Below are 25,336 nucleotides of genomic sequence, written 5' to 3'. Positions count from 1 at the left end.
TCGAGCTTGAACGCGTCCGGAAATAACCGCCGCTGTCTATTGCTCTCCGCCATCGACACCTCCCAGGCTCCTCAGCCTATCAAAGGTGTCCGTGAAAGCGGGACAGGCCCAAGTTACAGTTGGCATGGGCCTGTATCCAAGAACATGCCCCTAAATCCGAGTATGTGTGCTTAGCACGGCTCAGGCTCCGCGCTGCCGCCATTCCGCGGTCTGGCGCACCAGGCTGCCGAGCATCAACACGTCGAAGCCGTGCACCGGCAGGCGGTGGCCGCGTTGCAGCAAATCGCGCGTCTGCTCACGAGTCAACGCGGCGGCGCCGAGCGGGATGTTGGCATCTAGGATCACCCGCTCCAGGTGGGCGAAGGCATCGCGGAACTCAGGCGCATCGAACTGGCCGGAGACGCCGAGTTCGGTCGAGAGGTCAAACTGGGCGATAATCATGCCGTCGACGCCTTCGACCTGGCAGATCGCCTCGATGTTTTCCACCGCGGCGCGGGTCTCGATGAGCAGCAGGCAAACGGTCTGGTCGCCGCGCTGCGGCAGGTAGTCGAATAAGCCAACGCCCCAGCGGGCGTGTGCGACGAAGGGTCCCCAACCACGACGGCCCTGTGGTGGGTAGTGCAGCAAGGACACGCATTCGGCCACGTCCGCGGCAGTGCGGACTTGCGGGAAGACGATGCCTTCGGCGCCGAGATCTAGTGCCGGCTTTACCCAGGCTTCATCGCAGCGGGGTACCCGTACCAGCGGGGCGCACCGTGTTCCAGCGGTCGCCGTGATCATGGCGTGCAGGCTCTCGGGCCCAACTGCACCATGCTCCTGGTCAATGACGACCCAATCTGCACCGGCCGCCGCTATGGCTTGTACGGAAACTGCAGAAGGGATGGTGGCGACGTAGCCAGCGAGGGTCTCGCCATTGCGGATCCGTTGCTTCATGCCGGCGGTTGTCATGGGCAGATCCTCTCGTGCCGAGCGTCATCCAACACAGGGCCGCTCCCGAATCAGCCGCTCATACATACATCCAACGCCGCTGACCCTAGAGCGGCATTAAGATCGCACAAAAGACCGGATCGCGACGATACCGGGCCAGGGTGCGACTCCCCTGCGCTGGATCCGCCTGCCAACCGAGCAATCTTTCGTGGTCCTCCCGTCTAATCAGCCGCGCCGTTGGCGGACACTGGGGAGCATCCTGCTGCTTTTTACTGACACACGCTTTTACGGCTTACCGCGAACAAAGAGAAGCGATCACAAGCGACCTTCAAGCCGCGAATCAGTCGATCCGCAACTCGACTGTCGCTTTGGCCATACGGCTGCCATGAACGCGAGCAAAAATTGTGTCCAGTTCAGCCGCCAGCTGGTCTGGCAGGCGCGAGCCCGACGCGTCGAGCAGCGCATGCGGCAGTTCTGGCGCAACATCACGGTCGGCCAGCCAGCACCGCACACGTGCCGTGCCGCGCGGCCCGGCTTGCAGTGCAAGGCTGTGGCGATGACCCTGCAGTGAGACCGGCACCGCCTCGGGCAACCGCGCACCGTCGATGGCGCCGGCGGGGAACACCGCGGTAGTGGTATTGTCAGCTTGTTCTACCACGCAGTAGAGAAAGCCGGGCATGTTCGCCATGACGATCAACTCGACCGGCTCACCGCTGCGATAGGCAGCGCTGTTGCGGCCACGGTCGGTAGTCAGCCAGAGCTCCGGCGGAACCGCAGTACGCGCCAAGCGGCTTAGAGCAGTCTGGTACTGCTCATGGCAGCCGAGCAGCATAGCCTCGGCCAGCAGTGCCGCCTCAGACCGGTCGGTTGCTGACACCAGACGGATGGTTAACGTCGCCGTCGCCTTCCCGTTGACCACTACTCCGAAACGATCACCATCCTCTACCTGCACGTCGGAAGGCCACTCGACGCGGCTCGCGCCGGGCGGCCAAGCGATGCTGCGCACGTTACCACGGCGCCGCAGCGCCAGTGCGGAGACATCCTCGGCGGGGCGGGTCAGCCACAGCGTGTCGGATGGCCCGATGCACCAAGTCCCCGACCGCTGCACATCGAGCATGACATCCTCCGGGAGCCGGTGGCGCGCGACGGTGCTCGCCCGCGCGCCGCCGATAACGCTTGCATCAATGCCGCGCGCGCGGAACACGTTGGCCAGCGCGACGGCAGAGCCGGCACTGCGCGCCGGTACCGCGGTTTCGAGGGCGGTTTCCAGCGGACCGCGCAGTCGTAGCATCTCGCCCGAGCGCAGCAGCAGCGTGACGCTAGCGCCCTCCGGCAGGCGCAGCCTGTCGCCAGCTGCGACCACCATGCCGGGCGCATAACCGGGCGTGGTCGAGGCCAGCAGCACCGCATCCTCCGCCGCCAGCGCCACGCCACCGAGTAAGAGCGTCGCCACCGCTTGGCACAGCACGACGGCCACGAATGTCGTGTCTCGCAGATACCGACGCATGGTCACCTCCCGATCTTCATCGCCACACTGTTTGCCAATCATCGCCGCCAAGCTGTGGAATGGCTCATAGCGCCAGTCATTTCGAGCGATGCCGCAAAAGTTTCTTGATGGCGGAAGGACCGCGGCGTGCAGTTGCGTCGCCGGCACGCCTCAAAGGGGAAACGGATGAAGCCCATGCGTCACCTCGCCCTGGCGATCAGCCTGTTGTCCGTAGCACCCATGTCCAGCGCGCAGCAGCACACGATGCCTGAGAATGCCCGGGTCTACATTCTATGGCCATCGGATGGGCAGGTAGTGCGCGGGGGCTTCTGGGTCCGCATGGGCCTTGCCGATGCGGGCGTAGCTCCGGCTGGCGTGGAAAAGGCGAATACCGGCCACCACCACCTGCTGGTGGATGTGGACCTGCCACCGCTCGACCAGGAGATCCCGAACGATCGCAACCACCTGCATTTCGGTCTTGGCCAGACCGAGGCGCGGCTGGACCTGCCGCCGGGCAAGCACACAATCCAGCTGCTACTAGGCGACGAGAACCATGTGCCGCACCGACCGCCGCTCTACTCGAAGCGCATCACCGTCACCGTCCTGCCGGCCGGCACGCCCTAACGCCGTCATGGAGGCTCCGATGATTGCCACCCGCCGCCTGCTGCTGCTTGGCTCTGCCGCTGCCGCTGCCGCTGCTTGGCCCGGGCGGCACGGCACCGCCCAAGGCACGCAGCAGGGCACCCAGGACCACGCACATCCGGCGCCTGCTGCACCGGCGCCGCGGCAGCCGGCGCCGCGCGACGCCTACGTCTACATCGGCTGGCCGCAGGACAAGCAGACGGTTGTTGGCACTCGCTTCAAGGTCTGGTTTGGCACGCGCAATTTCGGCGTGGCGCCTGCCGGCGTCACCAAGGTGAATACCGGGCACCACCACCTGATCATCGATGCGCCTCTGCCACCGCCCGCCGAGCCGATCCCCAACGACCGCAACCACCTACATTTCGGCCTCGGCCAGACCGAGACGATGTTGGAGCTGCCGCCGGGGACGCATACGCTGCAGTTGGTGATGGGTGATGCGGAGCATGTGCAGCACGACCCGCCGGTGGTGTCGAAGCGCATCACCATCGAGGTCCGCGCCGCACGCGCGCCTGCCGTAGCGGCTGCGGCGCCGTAATAGTAGGACTGCAAACGGCTCAGTCCAGGTTGCGCGCCACCCGGAAGCCATTCGCCTGGTAACGCACCGGCGCGTCATAGAAATTTCGCGCGACCGGCAGGATATCGTCGCGGCCGGAGCGGAAGGATCCCCCCCGCAGCACGCGCTTCTGGCAGCCCCGCGCATCGCGCGCCGTGCCATCGGCCGGCGCGCCGTGATAGTTCGCGACCCAGCAATCCGCGGTCCATTGTGCGACGCCGCCGGCCATGCCGTGCAGGCCGAAGGCGTTGGGCGGGAAGGCGTCCACCGGCAGCGGCACGCGCGGGTCCTGGGTGCCGCCGCAATCGGCGCAGTTCGCCTGCGCCACGCCGATCTGGTCGCCCCACCAATAGCGCGTCTGCGTCCCGGCGCGCGCGGCGTATTCCCACTCCGCCTCGCTTGGCAGCCGGTAGGCGCGGCCGGTCTTACGCGTAAGCCATGCGATGTATTGCTGCGCGTCATCCCAGGCGACGTTGTGGACTGGCGTCCGGTCCTCAACCGCGGTCATGCGCGGCAGGGGGCTGCAGCCACCATCGATATTGCAGGCCCGCCACTCGTCAACCGTTACCGGATACTGGCCGAGCGCGAAGCTGCGGAGCGTCACGCGGTGCACTGGAATGGCGGCGGAATCACGCGAACCCTGCCCCATTATGAAGGTGCCGGCCGGCAGCCGCACCATCCATGGGCAGGTCGGGCAATCCTGGAAATAGCGCTCCCCGCTCGTCGGTGCGGTCGGTGGCGCGACCGGCTGCGGGAGCGCAGCCATAGCCCGAGGCTCCGGCACTTTCGATTCTGGCAGGTGAGGGTTGGGCGGCGACGCCGGAAGAGTCGGCGCGGTGGGCTCCAACGCCGCTAGACGCCCCGCGGCCAGCGGCGGCTGCGACGGTCCGGCATCCGCGGTGGGTGAAGGCTGCCTGATCGCCGCGACCGGCGGCGGGGTGGCACGGCCTAGCAATTCGTCCCGCCGCCGCCGCGCCGCGGCAGCAAAGCGGCTGTCCGGGTAGAAGCGCAGGAAGGCGTCTATGTCCTCCGCCTTGCCGGTCGGCCGAAGCCGCTCCCACAACGCCGCCTCGGCCATTTGCGCTGCGCCCTCGGCGGCATCCATCACGTCGAGTTCGAGCGTGCCCGTCACCCGGCCGCCGCGGCCGTCATCGACGCTGTACTGCAGGCTGCCGGCAGGGCCGGTGAAGCCTGGCTCGGGCAGGTAGACCAGACGGACGAGTTCCTCTGGCTGTAGCCGCTCGCCACCACGCAAGGTCGCGGTGCCGTTGCGCAGGATGCCGCGCGGCAGAGCGAGGATCGTCACGCTCAGCGCATCGCCATCTGGGTCGTCGGGCCGCTGGATTTCCAGCGCGCCTGTGTAGATCCGCAGGCGCCGCGGCGCCTCGACCACCGGCGGCCGGTTCGACGGTAGCACGGTGATCGCCAAGCTGCCCATGACGCTGCCGCCGCGGCCATCCTCCACCAGGATATCCAGCGTGCCGACCGGGCCGGTCGCGCGACCATCCGGCTTGTAGGTCGCGGTTGCGAAGCGATCGGCGGCAAAGACCGCGCCCGGCGTGACCGGCCGGCCCTCAACCCGCACCTCACCGGAACGCGGCAGCCCGGTGATGCGCACTGACAGCGGGTCTTGGTCTGGATCGGCCGGCCGAGTGATCGGCAGCGGCGTCGGCCCGGCGCTGTCGCGCAGCTCCAGTGCCGGAATCGCGGCGAGCACAGGCGGCCGGTTCGGCGGCCGGGGGTAGAAATAGAAGGGCTCGGCCCCGAGCGAGCTAAAGATGAAGGGTTCCTGGCGATTGCCAGTGGCCCGCAACACGGTGTCGCGCACGCTGCGGAAGAACAGGCTGAGCTCCAGACCGGGAACCTGGAAATGTGCCAGCAGTGCCTGCGCGAAGGGGCTGTGGTCGGCGCTGCCATCCTCGGCGATCTGGTCGGCCTTGGTCGCCATGACAACCATAGTGTTGCGCGGTACATTGTCGACGCGTGCGAGCCCCGGCGCGGTGGTGCCGCGGCCCGCAATGGTCATGGAGCGTGACATGCGGTCGACGAAGGGATTGTTGCGGCAAGCATCGAGCAGGACGATGCCGAGCTTGCGCGCCTGCGACGCCTCGCCCATTAGCAGCTCGAGCGGCAGTGCCTCGTAGAGCAGGTCCCGCTCGCGCTCCAACCGCGCATCGGCGGGCAGCAGGTAGTTCTCACGGCCCACCTGCACGCCATGGCCGGCGTAGTAGATCACCGCTGCGTCGGCGCGCTGCGCCCTGATGCCGAACTCCCGCACCGCACGGCTGAGACCCCGAAAGTCCGGCTCGTAGACCTCGTCCACCTCGAAGTTCAGGCGTCGCAGCGCCTCCCCGATGTCGCGGGCGTCGGCTACCGGATTGGCGAGCGACGGCGCGTTCTGGTAGGCACCGATGCCGATCACCAGCGCAATGCGCCGCTCCGGCGGAATCGGCTGTGCCGGTCCCAGAACCGGCACGAGCAGGATGAGCAGCAGGACGGTAAAGCGACCAGACCATGAGCGCGTCATCGGGTCACCTCGATGGGTAATCTGGCATCGTCGACCTGCACGCCGGCGATACCGCGGAAACGTTGCGCGACCTCATCTAGCCCGCGTACCGGCAAGGGTTCCAGGTCTTGCCGCTTCAGTTCCGGCGGCAGCAGCAGCCCGACTTCTCGGTTAGCGGCGAGACAAGCGACCTGTTCCGACGCGCCGGGCTGCTCGAAGCGGATGCTGAAGGCGCCACCACCGGGCGGAACCTCCACTTGGGTACGTGCGGGGACGAAGGCGTCCGGTTGGAAGCGGTTAGGGAAGATGCGGGAGATGTCGCCGGATCCATCCTGGTAGTAGCAATAGAGATAGGCGTCCTCCGTCGGCTGGATACGCAACACCATGCTCTCGCCGACGCGGTACCGGGCCCGCCCACCGCGGCTGGTGCTCAGTAGAGCCCGAGGCGGCGCGGCGGCGGGCGCGACCGGCACCGTCGCCACGGCCGCCAGTGGCGCTACTACCGCCCCGGGCGCCACGGCCGGCGCCGCGGCGCTGCGACCCCGTGCACGGCTGGGTTCACTGGCAAGCAGCCGATAGTACAGCTCGAAATCGATCCGCCCGCTCGGCACCAGGTCGTTCTCCGCCTGGTAGCGCGCCACTGCGGCCGATATGTCTCGCCGACCGTCCGCCAGGTAGCCGGCGCGCTGCAGCCCCGCTTCGACAAAGCGATTGCGCTTCTGTGGGCCCATCAGGTCGAACCATTGCCGCGCCTCGGCGCGGAAAGCCGGGTTAGTCGGTTCAATCGACAGGCATTCCCAGTAGGGAACCTGCGCGAGCTTGCCCAGCACCTCGATGGTCGAGAGCTCGACCAGGTTGCGCACCGCTTGGGCGAAGCCCTCCGACTTGTCGAGCGAGACGCTGAAGGACAACCCGGCTTTGCCGATCAGCCCGCCGACATCGGCGCCGCGCCCGGATCGCACCACGGCGATGGAATTGTTGGCGGACATTCCCGGCAGGATCTGCCGCGTCACCAGCCGCCCGACATTGAGATCCATCGAAATGACTGAGACGACCTGGTCGCTGGAGACGCCGATATCGATTTTGGCCAGCGAAATTCCTGCGCTCTGCGAGGATGCAAGCACGCTGCTATCGAGTTGGGTGATAGCGCCGCGGATGTAGTAGCTCGGCGCCACAAAGTCGTTGCGCAGTCCCACGAGCTCGGATAGCACCTGCACATCGAGCTGGGTGATATCGTAATCGACGAACCGGAAGGCGCCGCTGCGAGCCGACATGCGAGAGACGGCACTGATAAACATTTCCTTCGTGCCGGCTGCGATCAGCCCGGTGGCATCGGGAATGCCAGCGGTAGTGATGTAAATATCGCGCTTACCGTTAGCTTCGAGCAGCGTGTCCATGCAGCGTAGCGCTTCGGAGAAACTACCGATATTGCGAACCGCCGCTGTGCGCGGCTGCTGCGCATCGAAGCTCGTCTCCGGCCGTGGGTGACATGCGTTCAGCAGCAGTAGTCCCGCTGCTGCCACCAATCTGAGCGGCATCCACAAGCTGCCCAACCTAATGCATACCATGGCACGCTTCCTCCCTCCCGGAGTGGCGCGAGCCGTGGCGCCAACGCCGCCGCATGCAATGCAGCCTGCTTCCGAAAGCGATACCAGAATGGCAGAGCGGCGATACGAAAGGCTGTGAACCGAATTGCAGTTGGCGTTGCAAATCCAGGTGAGGCTAGTGCTGGCGACATAGAACGCGGCGCATCGACAGGCGCGGACGCGTAGCGTGCAATTTAAGTAAAAAGCACAACTGAACCTACGTGTTGAAAGCCACCGTCATTGTGGACTGGTTCACAGCGGGTGTTGGGGTGGTCTCGTAGGTTCCGGCTTGTCGATGGACGACACGCCGGGCCGCACAGGTCCCGGGCAACCAAAGAAAAAGGACCACCCCGATGCGTGCCATGATCCTCCCCGTCGCTGCCCTGCTGCTCGCCGGTGCGGCCAGCCTGTCCCATCCCGCCGCGGCCCAGGGGCTTGAGACCGGCGGCATTTCGATCACCCGCGGTGGTGGCAACGTGAACACCGCCGCCGCCAAGAACAGCTTCGCTGGCCAGGCGGCGACGACGATCGGTGGCATGGCGCGCAACGGCGGCCGGGTCGAGACCTTCGGGGGGCTCAACCGCAACCTCGCCAGCGGCCGCAATAGCACCGCGCTGCAGGACACCACGACGGTCGGTGGCACCGCATTCGGCCGCGGCGCCCAGGCGAACACCTTCGGCGGGCTGAACAGCAACAACGCCCGTGGCTTCGGCAGCTTGGCCACCCAGTCGACCACCACGCTCGGCGGGCAGGCCTTCGGCCGCGGTGCGCAGAGCCAGGTCTCTGGCGGGTTTAACTCCAACCTCGCCGCCGGCCGCTTCAGCCAGGCCGACCAGCAGGTGCTGACCATGGGTGGCTCGGCGATCGGCCGTGGTTCGCTCGACCGGGTCTCCGGCGGCAACAACCGCAACGCGGCGCTCGCCCGTGGCTCCTTCGCCTCCCAGCAGGTCGTCACCGTCGGCGGGCAGTAATCCAGAGATAGCGGCTCAGCTGAACAGCAAGCCTCGCCCGCCAACGATTGGCGGGCGAGAGTCGTTAAAGGTCATTTGCTCTCTACGTTGACTTGCTGCATGCCTCGAAGCTCAGCAAGCTCCGCGCCTGGGCCACCCAGGGAAGGAGATGCAATGGCGCTCGCGGACAGCCACAAGGAGGCCGTGCTCGCCAGCCATCCGCTACTGCGGCACCTCAAGCCTGAGGACCTGCGGCAGCTCGCCATGGTGGCGCAGATTGTCCGCCATCCGCGCCACGCAACGCTGTTTCAGAAAGGTGACCCAGGCAACAGCATGATGGCGGTCACCCGCGGCCGGGTGAAGCTGTGTACCTTCTCTAATGATGGGCGCGAGGTAGTGCTCAACATTGTCGGCCAGGGCGGCATGTTCGGCGAGATTGCGGTCCTCGATGGCCAGCCACGCTCCGCTGATGCGGTGACGCTGGAGGAAACCGACCTGCTGGTGCTCGAACGCGCGCATCTGCTGCCCTTCCTCACCAGCAATCCGGAAGCCTTGTCACGCCTGCTAGCGGTGCTGTGCCAGCGCCTGCGGCAGACCAGCGAGGATCTCGAGGATGCATTGCTGCGCGAGGCGCCTTCGCGCTTGGCACGCGGACTGCTGCGCCTTGCCGAAACCTTCGGTAAGCCGGTGCCGGGCGGCATCCAGCTGACCATCAAGATGTCGCAGCAGCAGATCGGTAGCCTGATCGGTGCCTCGCGTGAGAGTATCAATAAGCATCTCGGCGAATGGACCCGGGCGGGCTACCTGGCGGCAGAAGGCGGCTTCATCGTCATCCTCGACCGGGTGACGCTGGAGCGAATCATAGAGGCGGACGGGTAGAGCATCTTCCAGCGAAGCGTGAGCGGTTCTTGTGAAAAACGCGTCAAAGCGGATCGCGCTGAAGCCTGGACACAATCTCCTATAACGCGGGTCCCGAAGCGTGGATCGTCTACCCGGCCGTGCCATGCACAGGACGGCCCCAAAAACGATCAGGTGGATGGCCGGCTCAGGTCCAGTGATGCTGGCGCGGACCGCTCAAGCAACCTGAGAATTGTGCACCGTAGATTCCGTATGCAGAGCCGCCGCGTCGATGCGCCACGCCCCCATCGGTGATCGTCGATTCCGCAGCACGAGCTCGCCCACGCGCCGCCCTGAGAAGGCGCCGCCAAGCAGCGCCCAGGTCACATCGCTGATCATGATTGTACAACTGCGCGGTCCCTCGCCACCATGTTGTTTGCCAAGCTGCTCCAGCCGCGCGCCGACATTGGCGTTATCGCCCAGCAAGCAGTACTCCATTCGCTCACCCTGCCCTAGGCTGCCCGCCACCATCGGTCCGGTGTGGATGCCAATGCGTAGGCCGCCCTCCGGCATCCCGGCCGCGCACCACTCGGCGTTCAGTTCCGCCATCGCCGCCTCCATCGCCTGTGCGCAGCGCGCCGCAGCCTGTGCATCGGCGGCGATGCCGGCGTCATCGCGGCGGGCAATCGGCGCGCCGAAGACGACCAGCATACCGTCACCGATGAAGCGCAATACCACCCCCTCATGTGCGACGACGATGCGCACCATGACTTCGATGTAGCGGTCGAGCCAGGCGATCAAAGGCTCCGCCGACATGGTTTCGCAGATGGTGGTGAAGCCGGCGATGTCAGAGAACAGCACCGTCGCTGTCAGCTCCTGCGGCTTCGGCCGGCCGCCGGAGAAGTACAGCGCGCGGTCGCGCAGCAGAGCCTCTGCAACCTGTGGGCTGAGGAAGCGGGCGAACATGCTATGCAGCGCTGCACGATCACGCCGCTCGCCTCGGCCGCGCCAGGCTCGCGTGACACCGCCGGCGAGCAGGCAGGCCAGCATCGGCGCGACCGTCGCTAAGGGCGCGGCATCCAGCACCTGCGCGACCATCACCGCCACAAGCCAAGCCAGCACCACCCCGCCGAGACTGAGGATCAGCACCCGCCCGGCCAGCCGGGCACCAGCCGCGAGCCCTAGCGCTGCAAAGAACACCACCGGCAGTGCGCTCATCCAGCCGCTGCCAGCCGCTATGGCGCGACCATCCAGCATCTGTGCGAGAATCTGGGCGTGGATCTCGAGGCCGAAGCTCGGTCGACCGAAGGTGGCTGGCAGGCTGCGGTGCTCGTCGCTCCCTGGCAGCAGAGCACCCACCAACGCGATCCGGCCGCGCAGCCACTCCTGAGGCAGCAGCGACACCGCCTCGGCCGGGTAGCTCGGCGCCACCGGGCCGGTCGCGGTGCGCCGCCAGCGGATCGGGAATTCCTTCTGTGGCGGCGTCCGTCCGACAGCCGCCACCAACGCCGATGCGAAGCTCGGCGCCCCGGTCGCCGGGTGCCGCGGCACATGCACCCGTACTTGGCCATCGAAGCGGTCGCGCGCGAGGTTCGCGGTGCCGGTCCGCACGCCGTCCAGGAACCCCGCCAGCACCTTGGACTGCACCGGTGGCAGCGGTGTCTCGGGAGCAAGCGAGATGACAACGACCGGCACATCCTCCCGCCGAATCGTCGCCCGCAGTGCCGCGTCTTTGACTGGCTCGGTCGGTCGGTCGAGCAGGATATCGAGCCCGATCGCAGTGACGCCGGCTGCCTCTAGGCTGTCCAGTAGCCGGGCCAGGAAGCCGCGATCAATTGGCGAACGGTAAGGGAAGGCGGCCAGAGTATCCTCGGTGATGCCGATCAGGACCACGCGTGGATCGGGTGGCCGCAGGGGGGCGAATAGTCGGAAGGCAGTCGCCGCGAACAGCCGTTCTGCAGCAGCCAGCGGAAAAGGCGGCTGCACCGAAAGCAGCGCAATCCCCGTTGCCGCAAGCAGGATGAGGACTGCGCCCGCCGCTTCCATCATCCGTTGTCGGGACATCGCCCTATGCGCCGTTCAAGGAAGGTCACTCTCGGGTCAGGCTGGCCCCGGGGGCAATGGTTCCGGACCTGCCCGGCGCTTCAACCCGGCATGATCCGGGGTCAGCGCCCGGCCCGCTGCCGCGCCAGCAGCGGTCGTCGCAGCAGCAGGGCCCGGCCGCCTACCCGGGGTGCCCGCCAGTCGCCACGCCGGGCGGCGATGAAGAAGCGATCTTGGGCGTTCAATCGGGTCAGCGCCTCCAGTTGGGGCAAGAGGAACCAAGCGATATAAGTGGAGGGTAGCGGCGCCCCACTGCAGAAGTTTGGCTCGGGGCAGCCCTGCTTGTTGGCAGGCGGCAGGGCTTCCCCGCCACGCTGCGCCGGGTCGGGTGCGGCGGGCGGCACGATCCGCGCTGCGGCGGGAAGCGAGGCAAGCAGCAGGCCACTCAGCAGGAGCGCCGTCCCGGTGGAAGGAAGGCGAGGCATAGCCCTAGTCCACCCGGGCGAACTGGACGCGGCGGTTACGCGGGTCAAAGCCGTTCTCAACCAACGGCGTTCCCTCGCCCATTCCGAGGACCACCAGTCGCGTCGCCTCGATTCCCTGGCGGTCAACCAAGTAGTTGGCCACCGCGGCAGCGCGGCGCTGCGACAGTTCCAGGTTGTAGGTATCAGAACCAAGCGCGTCGGTGTGGCCCTCGACCTGCAGTTTCACCTGCGATTGCTCGCGCAGCAACTCGGCAATTCGATCGATGAAAGGGAAGGCGCTCTGCGGCACGACATCAGAATTCAAAGCGAAGTTGATGCGGAAGCCGATGCTTCCCGACGTAGCGGGGGCCGGCGGGGCCAGCTCCGGCACGGGCGCGGGAAGCGGCGAAACCAAGCCGGCTGCAGCCACCATGGCACTCGAGGCATTGCCCTGCGGACGGGTACGGCGCGGGGCTGGGACAATGGGTGCGGCTTCGGCGCTACGTTCGGGTGCGGCGCTCGGGCTGGCCAGCGGGGCCGGCTGGTCGGGCGCACCAAGGACAATGCGGCGGGTCAGGCCGGAGCGGGACTCCGGCACCATGATGCTGCGCAGCAGTTCCATCGGCGGCGGCTCCTCGAAGATCCGCACACTGGCTGCCGGGACGCTCTGGGCCAGGGCGCTACCAGCCGAGAGCAGCGCAGCAAGGGTGGCGAGGCCGGCGAGGCGATGGTGGAGCGGCTGGAACATGGGGGCGACCCTTTCTTGCTGCGGATGGCGTTGGATGCCGATGCAGGAAGGCTAGGGCGCGGCCCTGGGTACGGCTGTGAACCAGTCCACACAACCGGCCCTTATCAATGCGAGCCCAGCCGAAAGAAGGCTCGAAGGCGGCCAAGCAGGTCCGCCTCCCGATGCGGGTCCGCGGCTTCGGGCGGGACCAGGTGCCGGTCGCCCTCGGCGTTGCGGGCCTGGCGGCGCACCATCATGGCGGCTAGGGCCTCGGCCAGCTCCGGGCGCCGCTGCAGGATGGGATCGAGGTGTTGCTTGCTGATCTCGAACACCACCGCCTCGGTCGCCGCGGCGACGGTCGCGCTGCGCGGCTGACCAGTCAGCAGCGACATCTCGCCGAAGATGTCGCCCGGCACCATGCGGTCGAGCGCCAGCTCGGTCCCGCCGCGCTCTATCCGCACATCAAGCGCTCCCTCCGCCAGGATGAAGAGAGAATCAGCCGCCTCGCCCTGGCGAACTATGGTCGTGTCGCGCGGCAGCAGGCGTTCCTGCAGGTGTTGCGCGAGTTCCGCCCGCTCTGCTGGTAGGAAATCACGGAAGAGCGGCACCTGGCGCAGCAGCGCCTCCCGTCGCGGTCGCGCGGCCGGGAGCGTCGGCCGTTCAACCTGCAGCGTGCGGCCCGGTCGGGCGACTTCGAGCCCAGCATGCTGCAACGCCCGCAGTACCGCGGCGGCGACGGCGTCACGGCAGGCGGCCTCGCGGCCGTAATTAGGCACATGGAAGCGCACGAGCCACAGCGCGGCGCCGTCGGTCATCTCCCAAAGGATCACGTCGGGCGCCAGGCTTGGGTAGTCACGTCCCGCATCGAATGCCGCCGCCAGCAGTACCCGTCGTGCCCGCTCCGGCGCCAGAGTGGCCGGCAGTAGCAGGCGCAGCGCGATACGGTAGCTGCCGGCAGCGCCATAATTGTTCAGCCGGTGCGCCGCGACCAGCCCGTTCGGCACCACCTGGGTAACACCGTCCCGCGTTATCAGGCGTGTCGCCCGCCAGCTTACCTCCACGACGCGGCCGGCGCAGCCCTCCGCGGTCTCGATCCAGTCGCCGATGCGGTAGGGCGCCTCAACACTGAGCGCGATGCCGGAGAAGAGGTCGCTGATGATGTTGCGCAATGCGAAGCCGATAACCGCAACCGCGACACCCGAGGTGGTGATGATGCCGAGCGCCGGCTGCTCAAAAATCTGGGCCGCGATAGCCAGGACGGCGGAGATGAACAGCACGCCGCGCGCCATGTCGCCCAGCAGCCGCGAATAGGGCGGCCGGCGGGCAACCAGCGCGGCACGCAGCAGCAGGATATCGAACAAGCGCGCCGCGGCCCAGGCGAGCGCCAGCCAGCCGGCGATCCCAGCGACGGCCCGCACTGCGACGAGCAGTTGGGCCTCAACGCCATCCTCCGGCAGCACAGGCAGAACGGCACGCAGCAAGAAGCCCGTCAGCGCCAGGGCGGCCGGGCCGATTAGTGGCCGGAAGCCCGGCTGTCCCATCCCATCGCCTCCCTCCGGCGGACTACATTCTGAATGTAGCCGTCATTGTGGACTGGTTCACAGCGGGTGTTGGGGTGGTCTCGTAGGTTCCGGCTTGTCGATGGACGACACGCCGGGCCGCACAGGTCCCGGGCAACCAAAGAAAAAGGACCACCCCGATGCGTGCCATGATCCTCCCCGTCGCTGCCCTGCTGCTCGCCGGTGCGGCCAGCCTGTCCCATCCCGCCGCGGCCCAGGGGCTTGAGACCGGCGGCATTTCGATCACCCGCGGTGGTGGCAACGTGAACACCGCCGCCGCCAAGAACAGCTTCGCTGGCCAGGCGGCGACGACGATCGGTGGCATGGCGCGCAACGGCGGCCGGGTCGAGACCTTCGGGGGGCTCAACCGCAACCTCGCCAGCGGCCGCAATAGCACCGCGCTGCAGGACACCACGACGGTCGGTGGCACCGCATTCGGCCGCGGCGCCCAGGCGAACACCTTCGGCGGGCTGAACAGCAACAACGCCCGTGGCTTCGGCAGCTTGGCCACCCAGTCGACCACCACGCTCGGCGGGCAGGCCTTCGGCCGCGGTGCGCAGAGCCAGGTCTCTGGCGGGTTTAACTCCAACCTCGCCGCCGGCCGCTTCAGCCAGGCCGACCAGCAGGTGCTGACCATGGGTGGCTCGGCGATCGGCCGTGGTTCGCTCGACCGGGTCTCCGGCGGCAACAACCGCAACGCGGCGCTCGCCCGTGGCTCCTTCGCCTCCCAGCAGGTCGTCACCGTCGGCGGGCAGTAATCCAGAGATAGCGGCAGCCTGGCCCGATCCCCGGGCCAGGCGTCCCACCGCGCAGCCATGAGGAGTGCGTCATGACACGTTCCATCCTCGCCGGGGCCACGCTGGCACTTGGCGTGCTCGCCCTCGGCGCCGCCCTGCCAGCTTCGGCGCAGGATTTTGGCGGGGTTCGGTTGCGTGGCCCCGCCTCGGTGCTCGACCGGGTCGAGAGCGTCGGCCAGAGCGGCTGCCGGCTGTCCTCGACTAACGTGACCGTCGGCGTCAATCGGGCGCTCGCCGCCGGGTCACAGGCCCGGCAACAACTCGGCACCGACGGCTCCGGCGGCTGCCGGCCGCTAGTCAGCACGCAGGTGACCGCCGGGGTGAACTTGGCGCTCGGGCCGCGCTCGGTCGCCGATCAGTCAATCGAGGCGAGTGGCCCGCGGGGGTTGCTGGCGGCGACAAACCTTGCCCGCGGCGTGAACTTCGCCACCGGCAACCGCAGTGCGGCCGGCCAGCGCATCCTGTCGCGGACCGGCCAGTGAGGCACGCCGTCCACGGGTCTCGGCCCCGGGCGACATAACCGTCTCCAGCCATCGGCCGCACCACGTGTAAGGGTACAAGGATAATCGAATGACCCGCCCCAGCCGACGCTTGATGGTCTTCCTCCTCCTCGGCTGCACGCCAGCCACGGCGGAGACGCTGCAATGTCGCTCGATTAACGGCAATATCACCTGCGCCGGCAATGGCGCAGTGAGTTGTCAGACGGTGAACGGTCGCACCGTCTGCATCGGCAGTGGCGGCAGCATCGTGCAGGAGTTCGACAGCGCGCCAGGCCGCCGCATGCCCCCCGAAGCCGATGAGTCGCCAGAGGAGCGGCTAGGGGAACGTCCGCAGCCGCGTGCTCGTCAGCTCGCTATTGAGCGGCGCGGGCCCGTTGGCTTTCTCTCGATAGAGCGTGACGGCACTCGGCTGCGGCTGCGCACCGAGCAACTGTCGATCGACCGCGATTAAGGTCCGACTGTGGTCCGCTCCACAGCGAATTCGGGTCAGGCCGCGCAGACTCCCCGCAATTCAGAAGGAGACACCCGATGCGCCGCTTCCTGATCCCCGGCCTTCTATTGCTGGCCAGCACTCTGCCGGCAGTGGCGCAGGACAGCGGTGGCCTTGGCCTCTCGCCGGAGGCACTGGCGGTAGGCGGGCCGCGCGGCCTAGCTCGACCAATGCGGGTGACCTTCCCCGGCTTCACTGCGGCCGACCTGCAGGCGATGCCCACCCCCGCCGAGCGGCGGCAGCGGCACCAGGCGATGATCGCGCGCGTGCGGGGCGATGGTGGGTTCCTGGATGGCTTCTCCTTCAGCCAGCCCAACGCCGCGAGCCGCCGACGGCCACTACCGCCTGTGGAGCCGGTCTTTGCGCCAATCTTCGTCGATCAGCGAACCAAGGTGGTGAACCGATTTGAGGCACCGGTCGCGGTGACGGTCGGCGACAACAACTTGGTGCAGCAGCAGGGCAATGGTGGCAGCGGTGCGACGGCGCAGCAGCAGGTGGCGACTGTCGGCGGCACCACATCGCGCGGCAGCACGCGGGGCGGCGGTGCCACAAACGTGGTCATGTCGGATGGCTCGATCGTGCAGGCGGCGCCAGGGCAGCCGAGGTCTGGGCGCAGGTAGGGATTACGGTGGCGATGGCCGGTCCAAACGGTATCTGACGAAGGCAAAGCAGGAGGCTATAAGCGTCAGAGTCCATCCGGGATCATTTGGTGGTTTGGCAGAGCCTTCGAAGCATAAGGCGGACGGAGGCCCATCGCAGGAAGCACAGGCCTGACCGGTTCAGGCACTTCCAATCCTTGGCGAGGCGACGACAGCGGTTCAGCCAGGCGATGGTCCGTTCAACGATCCAGCGCTTCGGCAGCACGACGAAGCGGTGCCGGTCGCAGCGCCGGACGATCTCGAGGTTGATCTGGCCGCAGACGCCCTTCAGGCCGTCCTGAAACTTGGCGCCCTGGTACCCGCTGTCGGCGTAGAGCTTGAGCAGGAAGGGGTAGAGGCCGAACAGCGCACCCATCAGCAGCACGCCGCCATCGCGGTCCTGGATGTCGGCGGCGTGCACCATCGCCTGCATCAGCAGGCCCTGGGTGTCGACCAGCACATGGCGCTTCTTGCCCTTGATCTTCTTGCCCGCGTCGTAGCCCGGCGGGTCGATGCAGCGCCCCCCTTTTCCGCACCCTTGACGCTCTGGCTGTCGATGATCGCCGCCGTCGGGCTGGCCTCGCGTCCGGCCTGCTCGCGGCACAGCACGTAGAGCGCGTGGTGGATGCGCTCGAGCGTCCCGTCCTCGTCCCAGCGCCGCAGGTAATCGTGCACCGTGCTTTTCGGCGGCAAGTCCTTCGGCAGCGCCGCCCACTGGCAGCCGGTGGTCAGGACGTACATCACCCCGTCCACCACAGCCCGCTCCGCCACCGTGCGCTTGTTGCCGCCCGGCTTCGCGGGCGGGATCAGCGGCTCGACCAGCGCCCACTCCGCATCGGTCAGATCACTTGGGTAGCGCAGCTTGCTGCGGTCATACCGAGCGCGGTTCTCCGGCGTCCACATCCCGCCACATCGCGCACCACCAGCCACCGCGCGCCAGTCACAACCGATTCAGATGACACAGCATGATCCCGGATGGACACTGAGACGCTGACAACACCCGATACGGCTCGCCTTTGCGCAGGTATAGGGCTGTCATCTCGACTTCAGGCTGCGGCGGCGCTGGCCGTCGGCTTTGCTTAGACTGACTTTGCGCCGGGCTGATGGCTACCAGCAAGCAGGCGGTAGCGAGCGTGGCCCGAGTAACTTGTGCAATCATTGCCCCGCCTCGGCTACCTTAGACCCCAGCCTTGCCGCCGCGGCCTGGAGCCGCTCCACATCCCCTTCCCGCCACTGGTGCCGATCTATAGAGCCGGCTTGGGTGCACTTGGATGAGTTTGCCGGTTTTACAGGTATTATCCCCGTGCGACCCGGCGCCGGCCTCAAGATGGCCCAAGCCGGCTCTATAACAACTTGATGGCCTCGTCCGCTGGTATCCCAAAAGCCTCGCCAATCCTGGACGGGGTTGTGACCCCGCGTTCGTCCAGGCTTCTGCGGATCATGAACCGCAAGCGGATTGCCGCGGTACGCTCGTCGCGCCGGCGCAGTTGTTCGGCGGGAGTGAGCTTCGGCTTGTCTCGTGTCATCGACCACCTTGAGCGAGATGTCGCTGTGCCTCGCTGACTAGGTGGCGGTCGTTGGCGCTGGCGACTAGCCCCGCGGCCGAGAACGCCTTGAACGCGGCCAGCACCTCCACTGCGGTGGTGCTCATGTGCGCCTCAAGCCGAGCTCCCGCCGACAGCCAGAAGCGACCGACCTCCTCCGGCGCTAGCCCCTGCAGTTTGCGATGCGCAGCCAGCAGCATGCCCTGCCCTTTCTGGAAAGTCTCCAGCGCCCGCTGTAGCCGGCCTGCTGCTTCGGGCTCGGCTGGGATGGTCATGTTCTGCTCGTCGGCTTCTTCCGCGACTTCGGTGCCGCAGTGACGGCCGGCTCGGTGTGCGCATGCACTTCCTGTGTCGCAAGGCCCATGGCGACAAGCTGCCGAATGGCCTCTGAACGGCCTCGAACCCGGTTCGCAAAGGACCAGTCGTCGATCGCCCGAACCTCGGACGGGGTCATAAACATCTGTATCCGCTCAGATTTTAGTTCATCTACCATACCCGCAACATAGGCAACATGAGCAACAAGCGCAATAAGGGACTTGCTCCATATACTAAACATGCTCATATTACTCTTGTCGAAGGGGGCACCCTCGAAGGCGGGCCGAACGAGGTACTGGCAACACCCCGCTCAGCCCTGACCACAACCCTGGCCACCGGAGCCCGGATCATGGCTTTCATCTCTGTAGACGAATCTGCGCGCGCGTCTCGCGGCTATGCGACGCGTTTCGATCCTCGACCGCCCTCTCCACCATGACCAGACGCTGGTGGCGATGGTCATGGCGGGCGTCCGCTGCATGGACGTTCGCGCCGAGGGCAATGCCTTCCGCGCCGACCTTCATCTCCGCCTGGGCGAATGGCTGCCACTGGCCGACGGCGTGACCGAGGAAGCGGTCTTCGCTGCCGTCCTCGCCTTCATCTCCCTGGTCTCGAGCGTCCCGCAGGAATACAGCCCGGCGAACGACGCCGTCGAGCGTGCCGCCGCGGCGGAGGTCTATGCGGCCTTCGCCTCCCGCCTGTCGATCGCGGCGTGAGGGGGCAGCACCATGACTTTGATCCCTGACGACATGCTGCTGCGCGACCCCCGCCCGGCCGCTGAACTCCGCCGGGCCCTGCTGGCGCCGACGGTTTGCCGCATCGCTTACCTACGTAATCTGGGGCGGTTCACGCGTATGGCTGATGCGCTTGATGCCATCGAGGCCGACCAGGTGCGGCGGGCCCGCGAGGTTGATGCCGCGGTGTTGGAGCAGGCCATATGAGCGCCGCCCATGACGTCGACGTCCTCGCCCTCGAACTGGTCGAAGCTGCCGATCGGCCCGCGCGGGTGCTGGCCATCGCTGCCCGGCTCGCGGTGCTGGCGCGTCATCTGCACCAGCAGGAGGATGTGGCTGTGCCGCCGCATTTGCGGGTGTCTGATCCTCTGCCGATGGGCGTGACGCGGCTTTGTGGATGGAGGGCGCGGCCATGAACGCCCCCTCCCCCTGGATCATCATGGACCGCGCCGGCGGCACGACAGAGCACACTACGCGGGTCGACTGGCTGGCCGAGTGGCGGCACCGGATCCGCGCGCTCGAGACTGCGGACCGTCCCGCCGAGCTTCGGCGCGAAGGCCTGAAACGGATGCTGGCCGCGAATGCCGGCACGTTCCGGGCGCTGCTCGAGCATGGCGCCGTGGACGCGGTGCTCGACGTGACGGGCGCAGCTGCTGCGGCGGATGCGCGGCTTTCTGGCTTGAACACCTCACAGGAGATCGCCGCATGACCAGCACTGACACTGAGCTGCTCGAACTCTGCGCCGCATGGCGCCAGGCCGTCGATCGCTTCATCCCAATCGCGGACCGTCTCGCCGGCATGTTGGACCGCGACTGGTCCGCCGCCGACCGCGTATTGAATAAGGAGGTGGAGGGCGAGGTGTTCGGGCTCGAGCGGCGCATTTTCGACACTGAGGCCGCGACCCTGGCCGGGCTGAAGGCCAAGGCCGGCGTGCTGGACTACATGGACACAGCGATGGGTGTTTCACCAAACTCGGAGTACGCGGCGTCGCTCGTGACCGACATCGTGGCGCTGGGTGCCGCGTGGTGATGATCCGCACCACGGTCGCCGCTTGAGGTGATCGGCCCTCGCTTCGGTGTGCATAGTAGGGGTCATTAGATATTCGGCACGTTTAATTCGAGGTACCCGCGGGGGCCTCATCTTCTCCGCGGCGCTGCCGGCGCGAAGCCGGCCGTATGGCAAGGGCGTATCCCTTGCCCGGTCGGAAGCCGGACCGACACGTCTAGGCGCGGAGCCGCCCGGTGCCTTCGGCGCCGGGCGGTTTCTATTTGTCGGTCCGCCTTGACCAGTTGCTCAGCGAGGAATGATCGGCTTTGCCCAACTCCAACCATTTCCAATTCGGCACGATAAGGCGCTGTGCAGTAATCTCGGCACTATCGAAAATGAGGGCTGATCGTGAATAATCACCACTCGCGGCGGCCGCTAACCGACCTCGCCGGCATGCGGTTCGGCCGTCTGCTGGTGATCGAACAAGTTGAGAAGCCGCCCACCAACAGCCCGAGCCAAACAGCTGACGGTTGGTGGCGCTGCAGCTGCAACTGCGGCACCGAGGTGGTGCTGCGTGGCGCTCGCATCCGGCAAGGCAACTGGATCTGCCGATACCACCGCTAGTCCTGACCCCCGGCGTCGCTGGGCGCGCCCGGCGCCTGCACCTCCAGCCGGGCTGCTAGGGCCTCGAGCAGCGCCACATCGCCCTCACGCAAATACTTCCGGGTCAGCAGGATGACCGCTTCGGCTCGCGCCATGCCCAATATCTCGCCGATCGCCTTGGGCGTGGTGATGCCTCACTTGTCCAGTTCGTAGTTAATCGCCATCCGGAGGCGCATTGGCGCCATCTGGTCAGCCTGCCGGGTGTGGCGTTCCTCGGACGTAAGCCTCGGCTTGGCAGGTGGCAGGCTCATGCCGGCAGAGTGGCCGCGATTGTGGTCATCGTCATCCTGCGTACGGCTGGGGCAGCCCCGCCGCTCGGCAGCGGCGGGGCAATGTCTGCTGCGGCTCGAGCCTGTTGCTCGTCCGGCTCACGCGACTTGTGACTGACCTTCGACCTGACGCTGCGGCTGCGGGCCGCGGAGCACGTTGTTTCCGGCACTGCCGACCTCGATCCGGCGCGGCCGCATCGCCTCGGGTATCTCGCGCTTGAGCTCGATCGTGAGCAGGCCGTCGGCGAGATCGGCGCTTGCCACCTTCACATGGTCAGCCAGCTCGAAGCGGCGCTCGAAGGAGCGGCCGGCGATGCCGCGATGGAGCACCTGGCGCTGCTGCTCACCACCGTTTGCCTCGGTGCGGCTCCGCCGCTCGCCAGTGACGATCAGCATATTCTGCTGGGCCACCACGTTCAGGTCGTCGGGCTTGAAGCCGGCCACCGCGAGCGTGACGCGGTAGCTGTCTTCGCCGGTCCGCTCGATGTCATAGGGCGGATAGTTCTCGTCCACTCCGCCGTGCGCCGCGTGCTGCAGCAGGTCGAACATCCGGTCGAAGCCAACGGTCGAGCGGAACAGCGGGCTGAAGTCGTACTCGGTCCTCATCTCCACATCCTCCTTGCGAAGCAACATGGACACGGGCGGCGCCGGATCTCCGGCAGCTCCCACCGAACCCCATCCGGGCGTCCGGCGGCCATGATTCAGGGATTGCTGAGGCGTCGTTCAAGGTCCTCGCGACGGCTTAATTGCAGCGGCGCGGCTATCCGCTGGTGGCGTCCACCCAAGCAGCCTTGGCGTGGTCGCGGCTGGTGGCCGGCGTCACCCCGGCCCGCCGCACTGGCCGATCACCGTGTGACGACCCACACCGCGGGGTCATCGCCGCCTTGCGCGCTGGCGTTGATGCGGAGACCAGCGTCGATGACCTCGACCCGGAATTGCCAGCCCTGCAACTCGCCTGTGACGGTCCAGCCGCTAGGCGCTGTCGTCTAGCGCCGCTCGTGGTGATCGGCCCTCGCCACGCTGTGCGTATCTGATACCGATTTGAATCTGGACTTCCCCCCGCGGAGTCGAGGGGTGAGATCAGAGCGTCATGCAGCTGAGCGCATGGTAATCCCTTCCATGCTGGCTCGCGCCTCGGCCGGGGTGCGGTAGCCGACGCCCGAATGCAAACGCTGCCGATTGTAGAAGACTTCAATGTACTCGAACACGGCCGTCCTCGCCTCCTCGCGGGTGCAATAGCGGACCTGGTGGACGTGCTCCGTCTTGAGCGAGGCGAAGAAGCTCTCCATGGGCGCGTTGTCGAGGCAGTTGCCGTGGCGGCTCATGGACTGCGTGATGCCGTGCCGCTCCAGCACCGCGCGATACGGCTCGGAGGCGTATTGCACGCCGCGGTCGCCGTGGTGGACCAGCCCACGTGGCGGGCGATGCCGCTGGATGGCCATGGACCAGCCGACGATCTCGCGCGTGGCCATGTCCTTGATCGCGGCCAGATACAGGAAGCCCTCGTCAGTCGGAATGTAGGAGATGTCGGCCAGCCAGACCTGGTCCGGCCTCTCTGCGGTGAAGTTCCGCGCCAGCAGGTTGGGGGCGACCGGCAGGTCGTGGCAGCTGTCCGTGGTGCGAGGTGTGCGGGGCGGCCCCGCCGGGCCGAGAGCCCGTCCAACGCAGTGCGTTGGACCGCGCATCAGCCGTTCAACGCGCCGGCGCGAATGCCGCAGCCCTTCTCGGCGGAGCTCGGCGTGGACACGTGGCGAGCCGTAGACCCGCCGGCGGGCGGCGAAGATGCGGCCGATCCGCTCACGCAGCTCGGCTTCCGCTTCGGCGCGGCTTTGGACGGCGGGGATCGCGCGCAGCCAGGCGTAGAAGCCGCTCACGCTCGCGCCGACCATCCGGCACAGCGTGGCCACGGCGTGGTTCGCCCGCTCGACCGATACGAAGGCGAACTTCGTCACGCGACCCCCTTGGCGAAAAAAGCCGCCGCCTTGCGGAGGATCTCCACCTCCTCCTGAGCCGCTTCACCTCGTGCTTCAGGCGTTGCGTTTCTGCCTGCTCCGCCTTGCGGGCGGCCAACGCCGCGGCCGAGCCGGCCGCCAGATGCTCGGTGCGCCATTGGCTGAGCTGCCCGGTGCCGATGCCGAGTTCCGTCGCCACCTCCGACAACCCCTTGCCGCCCTCTAGCAGCCGCTTCACCGCCTGCGCCTTGAACTCCCTCGTGAAGCTCCGTCGGGTTCGCCTCTCTGCCATCCTTCCCTCCCGGGGTGCCTGGGTTCGTTAGCAAACCCTCCAGCCCCAGGGGGGAAGTCCACCATCCGCAGGCGAATGATCTTCAGCCGGTCTTCGTACCGGAGCCGCCGTTCCTCGGCTGACATCTTCGGCTTCTCGGGTGGCAAGGCTGGCGGCGGCTGGTCGGGGAACAGGCTCATACCTGAGTAAGAGAATGCAAGCAGCGCTGTTGCGATGGTCGCTCGGCTGTGGTCGGCATCATCCTGTGACGACCCAGACCGCTGGGTCACCGGCAGCAGTTCGTCCTTATAGTCATCGGACAGCGGCAGCGAGTAGGCCAACCTCCGGATTAACAGTTCATCCGAAGCAGATGGGCTGGGCGAGCGACTAGAATGGGAGCGCTGCAGAGAAAACCCGGTGTCCGCTTACAGCGCCATCGTGCCGGGTTTACTAAGGGCCACTCGGTCAGCTGAAGATGAAATCGTTGACTCCGAGAGCAGAGACGCCGGCAACGAAGATTTCCCCGTGGTTCGAGGCTTGCCCGCTGATCCCGCCGTAGCGAACGGCTACCCCGCCATCGACCGCGGTGAAGCTGATCTCACGGATAGAAATGGCACGGAATTCTAAGTGGTCAACGCCTCGAACAAAGTCTTCGATCCGGTCGTACCCGTCGGCTCTGTAGAACACGAAGTTATCTGCGCCCTCGCCACCGGACAGCGTGTCATTTCCGATCCCACCCCGCAGGCGATCATTTCCTGCGTCACCATATAGAAGATCTTTGCCGTCGCCTCCATTCAGCGTGTCATGACCGGCGTTGCCGTGCATGACGTCGCCGAGGCTGGTGCCCAGCAGGCTGTTGTTCGATGCAGAGCCAGAAAAATCAGCCATTCCAATAACCCATAAGTTGTCTTGAATGACCTTATTGCGCAAAAACGGGGAAATCTGATAACACGGATACGTGATTTTAGTATAGCAACTGAATCACGCGTGGAACTATAAAAGAAACCTGGCTCAAGGCCGAGATCCGCATCAGGGCCGTGCAAGGTACCCAGGCCCATCGCGATAAATCTTCCTGCCCGCCAAAGAGCCCGATGGTGGGTCGGGGTATCGTGCTGCGGCTTGCCGAACCCTGCACCGGCGACCACACAAGCATGCGCGGTGCTTGCGCCGCCCGGCACGCTGCTCCGGTGCGGCTTTCTGGACCGTGCTTGCCCGCGGCGCTCTGCCGAGTATCAGGCCGGGACAGAAGGATTTGGTCTTTACCCCACCTTCGCGGCCTGTGTTGCGCGGCTGAAGCAGTCGCTTGGAACGCCGTCGGAGCGTGACACGCTGACCGTAGCCGCGGAACGGCTGCGGTCTACCGTGACCGGCGGAAGCGGCCCGGGAGGGCCCAGCAAGGGCGTGACCTCCGGCCCTCTAGCCAGTGTCCAGCTACCACATGCCGCGCGACCAGCACGGTCAGCGCGAGCCGGCAGAAGCGGCAGCGACGCGCTTGGCCAGCGCCGCGACGGCCAAGGTTTGCTTCTCTAACGCGCAATAAAAACGTGATCGGTGAATCACACGGCCGTGATTGCGCGCTTAAGTTGAATCCGGCATATCGGTCCCACCAACGCTGATCACTTATTCGTGCTTCACACGATCGTGGGAAACGGGCTCAGGGCTCCGGTACGGCCTCAGGTCAGTCGCGCTTAGATACTCAACCTATGGTTTTGTTTCTGAGCAGACTAACCCCCAAGGCGCGATTTCCGGCGGCCGCAGCTCGCACATCCCACGCAACGCAGGACGACCGACCATGGCCGCTACCCTTGACCTGACCCAGTTCAACACCGTCTGGGACGAAAGCTTCGACAACGGCACGGGCATGCTCTCCCGCAACTGGGGTCCCGGGATCGACACCAG

26 protein-coding genes and 1 pseudogene are annotated in these 25,336 nt (G+C 66.7%); 13 read left to right on the top strand and 14 right to left on the bottom strand.

Going from position 1 to position 25,336, the window contains the following annotated elements; genetic code table 11:
* Nucleotides 1–180: 180 nt before the first annotated feature.
* Entirely contained in the window at nt 181–948 is a 768-nt protein-coding gene (locus tag E2C06_RS28430) for an HpcH/HpaI aldolase family protein (protein WP_133291962.1), read from the bottom strand.
* A gap of 319 nt (nt 949–1,267) precedes the next feature.
* Nucleotides 1,268–2,485: a DUF4384 domain-containing protein gene (locus tag E2C06_RS28425; RefSeq protein WP_133291961.1), complete on the bottom strand. Its 1,218-nt coding sequence runs from the start codon at nt 2,483–2,485 to the stop codon at nt 1,268–1,270.
* A gap of 123 nt (nt 2,486–2,608) precedes the next feature.
* Between E2C06_RS28425 and E2C06_RS28420 the strand changes: the two genes are divergently transcribed.
* A complete protein-coding gene (locus E2C06_RS28420) occupies nt 2,609–3,037 on the top strand; it encodes a DUF4399 domain-containing protein (protein WP_206664726.1) in 429 nt (142 codons plus the stop codon).
* Between the two features lie 19 nt (nt 3,038–3,056).
* The gene (locus tag E2C06_RS28415) at nt 3,057–3,590 is read left to right on the top strand and encodes a DUF4399 domain-containing protein (RefSeq protein WP_133291959.1); all 534 of its coding nucleotides are present in this window, start codon (nt 3,057–3,059) and stop codon (nt 3,588–3,590) included.
* A 19-nt stretch (nt 3,591–3,609) separates the two neighbouring features.
* Here the strand turns inward: E2C06_RS28415 and E2C06_RS28410 are convergent, their stop codons facing one another.
* Together E2C06_RS28410 and E2C06_RS28405 are read right to left on the bottom strand one after the other, a co-directional pair.
* The gene (locus E2C06_RS28410) at nt 3,610–6,135 is read right to left on the bottom strand and encodes an SUMF1/EgtB/PvdO family nonheme iron enzyme (RefSeq protein ID WP_133291958.1); all 2,526 of its coding nucleotides are present in this window, start codon (nt 6,133–6,135) and stop codon (nt 3,610–3,612) included.
* Nucleotides 6,132–7,511, bottom strand: coding sequence for a DUF4384 domain-containing protein (locus E2C06_RS28405; RefSeq protein WP_165982720.1), 1,380 nt, complete (start codon nt 7,509–7,511; stop codon nt 6,132–6,134). The genes E2C06_RS28410 and E2C06_RS28405 overlap by 4 nt, the downstream gene beginning before the upstream one ends.
* 542 nt (nt 7,512–8,053) lie before the next feature.
* Between E2C06_RS28405 and E2C06_RS28400 the strand changes: the two genes are divergently transcribed.
* Together E2C06_RS28400 and E2C06_RS28395 are read left to right on the top strand one after the other, a co-directional pair.
* Entirely contained in the window at nt 8,054–8,671 is a 618-nt protein-coding gene (locus E2C06_RS28400; RefSeq protein WP_133291951.1) for a hypothetical protein, read from the top strand.
* Nucleotides 8,672–8,824: 153 nt separating this feature from the next.
* Nucleotides 8,825–9,529, top strand: a complete 705-nt coding sequence (locus E2C06_RS28395) for a Crp/Fnr family transcriptional regulator (RefSeq protein WP_165982719.1) — start codon at nt 8,825–8,827, stop codon at nt 9,527–9,529.
* 195 nt (nt 9,530–9,724) lie between these two features.
* Here the strand turns inward: E2C06_RS28395 and E2C06_RS28390 are convergent, their stop codons facing one another.
* From E2C06_RS28390 to E2C06_RS28375, 4 genes are all read right to left on the bottom strand, one after another.
* Nucleotides 9,725–11,551 (bottom strand): CHASE2 domain-containing protein, encoded by a 1,827-nt coding sequence (locus E2C06_RS28390; protein WP_133291955.1) that lies wholly within the window; start codon nt 11,549–11,551, stop codon nt 9,725–9,727.
* A 101-nt stretch (nt 11,552–11,652) separates the two neighbouring features.
* Nucleotides 11,653–12,015 (bottom strand): hypothetical protein, encoded by a 363-nt coding sequence (locus E2C06_RS28385; protein ID WP_133291954.1) that lies wholly within the window; start codon nt 12,013–12,015, stop codon nt 11,653–11,655.
* A 4-nt stretch (nt 12,016–12,019) separates the two neighbouring features.
* Nucleotides 12,020–12,742, bottom strand: a complete 723-nt coding sequence (locus E2C06_RS28380; protein WP_133291953.1) for an OmpA family protein — start codon at nt 12,740–12,742, stop codon at nt 12,020–12,022.
* Nucleotides 12,743–12,846: 104 nt separating this feature from the next.
* Nucleotides 12,847–14,262, bottom strand: coding sequence for a mechanosensitive ion channel family protein (locus E2C06_RS28375; protein WP_133291952.1), 1,416 nt, complete (start codon nt 14,260–14,262; stop codon nt 12,847–12,849).
* A 158-nt stretch (nt 14,263–14,420) separates the two neighbouring features.
* Here E2C06_RS28375 and E2C06_RS28370 point away from each other — a divergent pair, with 158 nt between their 5' ends.
* The 4 genes from E2C06_RS28370 (at nt 14,421) to E2C06_RS28355 (ending at nt 16,687) form a co-directional block, all read left to right on the top strand.
* A complete protein-coding gene (locus tag E2C06_RS28370; protein WP_133291951.1) occupies nt 14,421–15,038 on the top strand; it encodes a hypothetical protein in 618 nt (205 codons plus the stop codon).
* Nucleotides 15,039–15,109: 71 nt separating this feature from the next.
* Nucleotides 15,110–15,559 (top strand): hypothetical protein, encoded by a 450-nt coding sequence (locus E2C06_RS28365; protein WP_133291950.1) that lies wholly within the window; start codon nt 15,110–15,112, stop codon nt 15,557–15,559.
* Nucleotides 15,560–15,647: 88 nt separating this feature from the next.
* Complete coding sequence (locus tag E2C06_RS28360) at nt 15,648–16,028, top strand: hypothetical protein (protein WP_133291949.1); 381 nt, start codon at nt 15,648–15,650, stop codon at nt 16,026–16,028.
* A 77-nt stretch (nt 16,029–16,105) separates the two neighbouring features.
* On the top strand, nt 16,106–16,687 hold the full coding sequence (locus tag E2C06_RS28355) for a hypothetical protein (RefSeq protein WP_133291948.1): 582 nt from the start codon (nt 16,106–16,108) through the stop codon (nt 16,685–16,687).
* 82 nt (nt 16,688–16,769) lie between these two features.
* Here the strand turns inward: E2C06_RS28355 and E2C06_RS28350 are convergent.
* Together E2C06_RS28350 and E2C06_RS28345 are read right to left on the bottom strand one after the other, a co-directional pair.
* A protein-coding gene (locus E2C06_RS28350) for an IS5 family transposase (protein WP_241671510.1) occupies nt 16,770–17,608 on the bottom strand; the annotation gives its coding sequence in 2 pieces (ribosomal slippage) (nt 16,770–17,221 and nt 17,221–17,608; 840 coding nt in all).
* Nucleotides 17,609–18,227: 619 nt separating this feature from the next.
* A complete protein-coding gene (locus E2C06_RS28345; protein WP_133291947.1) occupies nt 18,228–18,524 on the bottom strand; it encodes a hypothetical protein in 297 nt (98 codons plus the stop codon).
* A gap of 435 nt (nt 18,525–18,959) precedes the next feature.
* Here E2C06_RS28345 and E2C06_RS28340 point away from each other — a divergent pair, with 435 nt between their 5' ends.
* Genes E2C06_RS28340 through E2C06_RS28320 form a run of 5 tightly spaced genes read left to right on the top strand, consistent with a single transcriptional unit; the run spans nt 18,960 to nt 20,324 of the window.
* Nucleotides 18,960–19,277 carry a hypothetical protein gene (locus tag E2C06_RS28340; RefSeq protein ID WP_133291946.1) on the top strand — a complete coding sequence of 106 codons (318 nt, stop codon included), beginning with the start codon at nt 18,960–18,962 and terminating at the stop codon, nt 19,275–19,277.
* A 12-nt stretch (nt 19,278–19,289) separates the two neighbouring features.
* Complete coding sequence (locus E2C06_RS28335; protein WP_133291945.1) at nt 19,290–19,502, top strand: hypothetical protein; 213 nt, start codon at nt 19,290–19,292, stop codon at nt 19,500–19,502.
* Nucleotides 19,499–19,711: a hypothetical protein gene (locus E2C06_RS28330; protein WP_133291944.1), complete on the top strand. Its 213-nt coding sequence runs from the start codon at nt 19,499–19,501 to the stop codon at nt 19,709–19,711. Before E2C06_RS28335 ends, E2C06_RS28330 begins: the two co-directional genes overlap by 4 nt.
* Complete coding sequence (locus E2C06_RS28325) at nt 19,708–20,004, top strand: hypothetical protein (protein WP_133291943.1); 297 nt, start codon at nt 19,708–19,710, stop codon at nt 20,002–20,004. Before E2C06_RS28330 ends, E2C06_RS28325 begins: the two co-directional genes overlap by 4 nt.
* Nucleotides 20,001–20,324 carry a hypothetical protein gene (locus E2C06_RS28320; RefSeq protein ID WP_133291942.1) on the top strand — a complete coding sequence of 108 codons (324 nt, stop codon included), beginning with the start codon at nt 20,001–20,003 and terminating at the stop codon, nt 20,322–20,324. Before E2C06_RS28325 ends, E2C06_RS28320 begins: the two co-directional genes overlap by 4 nt.
* A gap of 578 nt (nt 20,325–20,902) precedes the next feature.
* Here E2C06_RS28320 and E2C06_RS37980 read toward each other — a convergent pair.
* From E2C06_RS37980 to E2C06_RS28305, 4 genes and pseudogenes are all read right to left on the bottom strand, one after another.
* Nucleotides 20,903–21,040 carry a hypothetical protein gene (locus E2C06_RS37980; RefSeq protein WP_165982718.1) on the bottom strand — a complete coding sequence of 46 codons (138 nt, stop codon included), beginning with the start codon at nt 21,038–21,040 and terminating at the stop codon, nt 20,903–20,905.
* A gap of 273 nt (nt 21,041–21,313) precedes the next feature.
* Nucleotides 21,314–21,820 carry an Hsp20 family protein gene (locus tag E2C06_RS28315; protein WP_133291941.1) on the bottom strand — a complete coding sequence of 169 codons (507 nt, stop codon included), beginning with the start codon at nt 21,818–21,820 and terminating at the stop codon, nt 21,314–21,316.
* A gap of 482 nt (nt 21,821–22,302) precedes the next feature.
* A pseudogene (locus E2C06_RS28310) lies at nt 22,303–23,458 on the bottom strand (IS3 family transposase).
* 444 nt (nt 23,459–23,902) lie between these two features.
* Nucleotides 23,903–24,325: a calcium-binding protein gene (locus E2C06_RS28305; RefSeq protein WP_133291940.1), complete on the bottom strand. Its 423-nt coding sequence runs from the start codon at nt 24,323–24,325 to the stop codon at nt 23,903–23,905.
* Nucleotides 24,326–25,336 lie beyond the last annotated feature (1,011 nt).

The organism is Dankookia rubra (assembly GCF_004355005.1).
Lineage (GTDB): Bacteria > Pseudomonadota > Alphaproteobacteria > Acetobacterales > Acetobacteraceae > Paracraurococcus > Paracraurococcus ruber_A.
Note: the sequence above shows the minus strand (reverse complement) of the source record. Positions and strands in the feature narration are given on the sequence as shown.